The 5,185-nt window shown below is 50.8% G+C and carries 4 protein-coding genes; 3 read left to right on the forward strand and 1 reads right to left on the reverse strand.

Annotated elements, in window-relative coordinates; translation table 11 throughout:
* On the forward strand, nt 1-950 hold a 950-nt coding region (locus ACESLU_RS11390; RefSeq protein ID WP_372638772.1), incomplete at its 5' end, for a hypothetical protein.
* A 16-nt stretch (nt 951-966) separates the two neighbouring features.
* Entirely contained in the window at nt 967-2,517 is a 1,551-nt protein-coding gene (locus ACESLU_RS11395) for an acyl-CoA carboxylase subunit beta (protein WP_372638773.1), read from the forward strand.
* 54 nt (nt 2,518-2,571) lie between these two features.
* Here the strand turns inward: ACESLU_RS11395 and ACESLU_RS11400 are convergent, their stop codons facing one another.
* Nucleotides 2,572-3,408 (reverse strand): uroporphyrinogen-III synthase, encoded by an 837-nt coding sequence (locus ACESLU_RS11400; protein ID WP_372638774.1) that lies wholly within the window; start codon nt 3,406-3,408, stop codon nt 2,572-2,574.
* Between the two features lie 280 nt (nt 3,409-3,688).
* Between ACESLU_RS11400 and ACESLU_RS11405 the strand changes: the two genes are divergently transcribed.
* A complete protein-coding gene (locus ACESLU_RS11405) occupies nt 3,689-5,068 on the forward strand; it encodes a replication-associated recombination protein A (RefSeq protein WP_372638775.1) in 1,380 nt (459 codons plus the stop codon).
* Nucleotides 5,069-5,185 lie beyond the last annotated feature (117 nt).

A 5,185-nucleotide genomic window follows, 5' to 3' on the forward strand; every position in this document is an offset into this window, starting at 1 on the left:
AAACGGAAGCAAAAAAACCAGTCAAAACGGGAAAAAAAATCCGGGCGGAAGAGGCCGGCTTCGGGCCGCAGGAGGAGCACAAAAACGACAGGCGAAAAGAAAAACAATTGGATGAACCGGAACAGGAGGAGCGGGAAGAGAAAGCTGTTGAAGGCGATACGCTCATAGATCCACAGGTATCTGCTGATGCAGAGTCGTCGTCCCGTTCCCAGCGTGATAATAAAGATTCCGGTTTAGCTGCATTGGTCGCTTCAGATCCCGATCAGCAGGAGGGAGATACTCAAACCCTTAATTCGGCTTTCGGATCGGAGGAGGAACCGATCGCATTTGCGTCTGGGGATGAAGTGGAGGAAGAAACAGAGGAGAGTACAGAAGAGGAGGCCCCAGCAGTATTCCCGGAATGGGAGGAACCGGCCGGGGATGAGGTGGAAGTGAAAGGAGAAGAGGAAGAGGAAACGGAAGGAGTAGAGGAAGAGGAAGGGGGAGATAAGCCCATTTGGATGAACTTTATGAGCGAAGAAGAGAAGGCAGCGCTGGAGTCAGAAGGAGAAGAGGAACCTATTTCAGGGATAACTGTTGAAGAACGGGAATCCCGGCCGGTGATGGAGAAGGAGAGCGATGTGGGTGTGGATGTGGATAAGGACTTCGATAAATACGGCGAAGAACTTTTTGGCGACCTCAGGAAGGCTAAGCCAGCGGAAAGGGAAGTGGATCGCCTGAAAGAACAGCTTGCAGGGGGACGCCCCCGGTTTGTTGAAGATATTTTTGGCGGTTCGGAACGCGCCTACGAAGAGGCTCTGGAGGAGATCGCCCTGCTTAGCAATTGGCGGGGAGCCAGCAGGTATATCCAAAAAGAGGTATTTCAGCGTCATTTAGTGGATGTGTATTCAGAGTCGGCCATAGATTTTACCGATCGGTTACACAAATATTTTTCAAAAAAAGAAGATTAAGAAAACAGGGTGTTTGATGGCTTCAGATGATAAAGTGGAACGGCTCAGACAAAAGCGTAAGGATGCCCGAAGGGGAGGCGGGAAAGAACGGATCCAAAAACAGCACGATAAAGGCAAGTTGACCGCCCGCGAACGTATAGATCTGTTGCTGGACAACGATACGTTTGAGGAGATCGATCCTTTTGTAACGCACCGGAGCCACAAGTTCGGACTGGAGGAGAAAAAGATAGCCGGAGACGGAGTGGTGACAGGTTTTGGGAAAATTCACGGGCGACCGATTTACCTGTTCAGCCAGGATTTTACCGTAATCGGGGGGTCTCTCTCCGAAACCCATGCCGAAAAGATCTGTAAGGTAATGGATCTGGCTATGAAAAACGGCGTGCCCGTGATGGGACTCAATGATTCCGGGGGCGCAAGAATTCAGGAGGGAGTTTCCTCGCTGGGGGGCTATGCAGAGGTGTTCTGGCGCAATAGTATGGCCTCGGGAGTAATTCCACAGCTGTCCGCGGTTATGGGTCCCTGTGCCGGGGGAGCGGTATACAGTCCCGCTCTCACCGATTTTGTTTTTATGGTGAAAAATACCAGCTACATGTTTGTGACGGGGCCGGATGTGGTGAAGACGGTAACGCATGAGGACGTCACCTCCGAAGAGCTGGGCGGCGCCAGTGCGCACAGCACCAAGTCGGGGGTCGCGCATTTTGCCGAAGAGAACGATGCGATTTGCCTGCAGGAGATGCGGAAGCTGCTGACTTATATCCCGCAGAATTGCGAGGAAAAACCGCCCCGTAAGGAGTCCAGGGCCCCGGATTCGGCCAAGGCCGACAAACTGGATGACCTGATACCCGAGCAGCCGAACAGACCGTATGATATCAAGGATGTTATAGAGGGTATTGTGGATAAGGAGTCGTTTATGGAGGTGCATGAACATTACGCGGATAATATTGTGGTTGGTTTTGCCCGAATAGAGGGACGAAGTGTGGGTGTTGTGGCCAACCAACCGCTGTCCCTCGCCGGCGTGTTGGATATTGACGCCTCCCTTAAAGGGGCCCGGTTTGTGCGATTCTGCGATGCCTTTAATATTCCGCTGATTGCTTTTGAAGACGTGCCCGGCTTTTTACCCGGTACCGATCAGGAGTGGGGGGGTATTATTAAGCATGGAGCCAAGCTGTTGTATGCTTTTTGCGAGGCTACCGTACCTAAAATGACTGTCATTACCCGAAAAGCCTACGGCGGCGCCTACGACGTGATGAACTCCAAGCATATCCGTGCCGATTACAACGTGGCCTGGCCAACAGCCGAAATCGCGGTTATGGGTCCCAAGGGAGCGGTTGAAATTATTTTCCGCAAGGAAATCGCCGAAGCCGATGATCCCGAAGCGAAAGAGCAGGAGCTTATCGATTATTACAAAGAAGAATTTGCCCATCCCTACAAAGCGGCAGAGCGCGGGTTTATTGATAATGTGATTCTCCCGGGGGAAACCCGGGAGAAACTAATTCATGCGCTTGAGATCAGCGAAAATAAAGTCGACAGCGTTCCCCGGAAGAAACACGATAATCTTCCTCTGTAAAATAAAAGTTTAAATTCTGTACGGTCAGGGTATTTCAGGAATTGACAGCTTCACTTAATATTGTTTCGAAAACTCTTCGAAAATTTCATTAATAAAAATTGCCAGCTTGGGACGCGAAGGCTCGAAATCAGGCGTAATGCCATGGGATTCCAACCCACCGGAGCAAACAGGTCCGATAGACGCCACCACCACATTTTGCAGGGCTTCGCGCAGCTCTTCTCGAGACGCCACCATATCTGCCACCTTCATCACATGATCGACCTGTGTTTTACTGGTGAACAGTACAACATCCGTTTGGCCATTCAGAATAGCACGAATGCCTTTTTTTAACGGCTCCAGATCATCCGGAAGCGCCCAGCGGTAGATAGGAGCCTGCAGTAATTCAGCCCCGCGTGCCTCTAATTCTTTGTTTAGCTTTTTATTCGGCTCGCCATATTCCTGTATGGCTATGAGCTTTCCGTTTAAATCCGAGGTTAATTCGTTATCGTCAAGAGATTCCAAAAGCTCTTTCCAGGTATTGGGCTCCGGGACTTTTATATCAATCGGGATCTCAAGCTCGCGAAGTACTTTAGCCGGTTTGGGGCCGCGCGAAACTACCGTGATACCCGATAGTGCCCGCTGAATATCATCCCAGGTATACTTGGTTTTCATGGTTTTTACCAGCATATTTGTCCCCACGCCCGTCAGGCAAATGAGGATATCCACGTTGCCGTCGAACAATTGTTCGGCGAATGTAAATACAGTCGTATGATTCTCCAGGGGCACTTCCTGCATGGAGGGAGCGCTGATTGCCCGGGCTCCTTTTCGCTGCAAGAGTTGCGCTGTTGAATCGGCCATCCTGCTTTCAAAGGCCACAGCAGTCATATTGTTGAGTGGATTTGTGGAGTTCATAATGCATATATTTTTAGAAACCTTTGCAAAATCGTTCTTTTGGCCAATGTCGGCGTTATCGGTCGGTTGAAATTCACACATATGGGCTATATGCTGCGATTCCAGCCTCCCTCTGGCCTTGACGTTTCCCGATGCTTCGGGACTGGTTTTTCAAAGACTTCTCTTAAAGTCTGAAATAACTGAGAGCATTTACCTAATAAAATAGTATATAAAATAAAATGTAGAATGCCTGACGGGATATTCTTAACTTCCGTTTTAAATTTTTTATCAAACGTAAGTCATGAATTTGTTTAACGAGCGTTCCGACGATAATGGAGATGATTCACAATCCGATTTTACGAATCCCCACGAGCCGCTGGCTACGCGTATGCGTCCCCATTCGCTGGATGAGTTTGTGGGGCAAAAGCACATCGTGGGCGAAGGCAAGATGCTGCGGCGTATGATTGAGTCCGGCGTTATCGGTTCGCTGATTTTTTACGGTCCCCCCAGCTCGGGAAAGACGACGCTGGCCCACGTCATATCGCGTGAGATCAATGCCCAGTTCGTCGTGCTTAACGCCGTATTGGACGGGATTAAGGACCTGCGAACGGTGGTCGCCAAGGCGGAGAAAATGCAGCAGATGAACGGGCGCAAGACGATTCTGTTTGTGGATGAAATCCACCGGTGGAACAAAGCCCAGCAGGATGCGCTGCTCCCGCATCTGGAATCCGGAGTCATTACCTTGATCGGAGCTACGACGGAGAACCCATTCTATACGATGGTCAGCCCGTTGCTCTCGCGTTGCCAGCTGTTTGAGCTTTATGATCTTACAAGGGATCATGTATTGACAATGATTGAGCGGGCGTTGGAGGAAGAGCATCGAGGGTTGGGCACCAAGAACATCGAAGTTACCGAACCGGCAAAGAACCATCTGGCGGATTTTGCGGGCGGGGACATCCGAAACGCCCTGAATGCCCTGGAGGTAGCCGTGTTGTCAAGCGAACCGGATGAAGAGGGAGTGATTCATATCGACCTGGAGATCGCCCGGGAATGTATTCAAAAGCGCAGCGTACGGTACGACGGCACCGGGGACGAACACTATCATTATGCTTCGGCCTTTATCAAGTCGATGCGCGGTTCTGATCCCGACGCTGCCCTGTACTGGATGGCTGCGATGCTGGAAGGTGGAGAGGATCCCAATTTCCTGTTCCGACGGATGCTGATCCTGGCCTCCGAAGATGTGGGAATGGCTGATCCGCATGCGCTCTCGGTGGTCAATTCGGCGCACGAGGCGTTTACCAAATGCGGTATGCCCGAGGGACTGTATTTCCTGGCCCATGCCTGCATCTACCTGTCACTGGCGCCCAAGAGCAACAGTACGGGAGCGATTTTTTCGGTCCGTCGCGAAGTTAAAAACAGAGGCATCGGCGCCGTGCCGCCCCATCTGCGCGATAAAACGGCAAATTCCAAGCAGTCGCGTTATCTGGGCGTTGAAAATGCCTCGGATGACTATATTTATCCTCACTCTTATGATCATCACTGGGCCCCGCAGCAGTATCTGCCCGAGGAGATTCGGGAGGGAGACTGGTATGAGCCGGGACAAGTGGGTCGAGAGAAGAAGCTGTGGGAACGGTTAGCAAAGATCAAGGAAGCCTATACCCATACTGAAGCCCAACCATAAAAAGGACCAGGCGAGTATCTTTAACCCAGTTTAAACCATATTCTCAGCCACAGATGATTGATCTACGCATTATCAGCGGAACGGATCGACCAAACTCATATGCGCTTCGCGTATCAC

Origin of the sequence: Fodinibius sp. (assembly GCF_041642155.1) — a bacterium.
Taxonomy (GTDB): Bacteria; Bacteroidota; Rhodothermia; order Balneolales; family Balneolaceae; genus Fodinibius.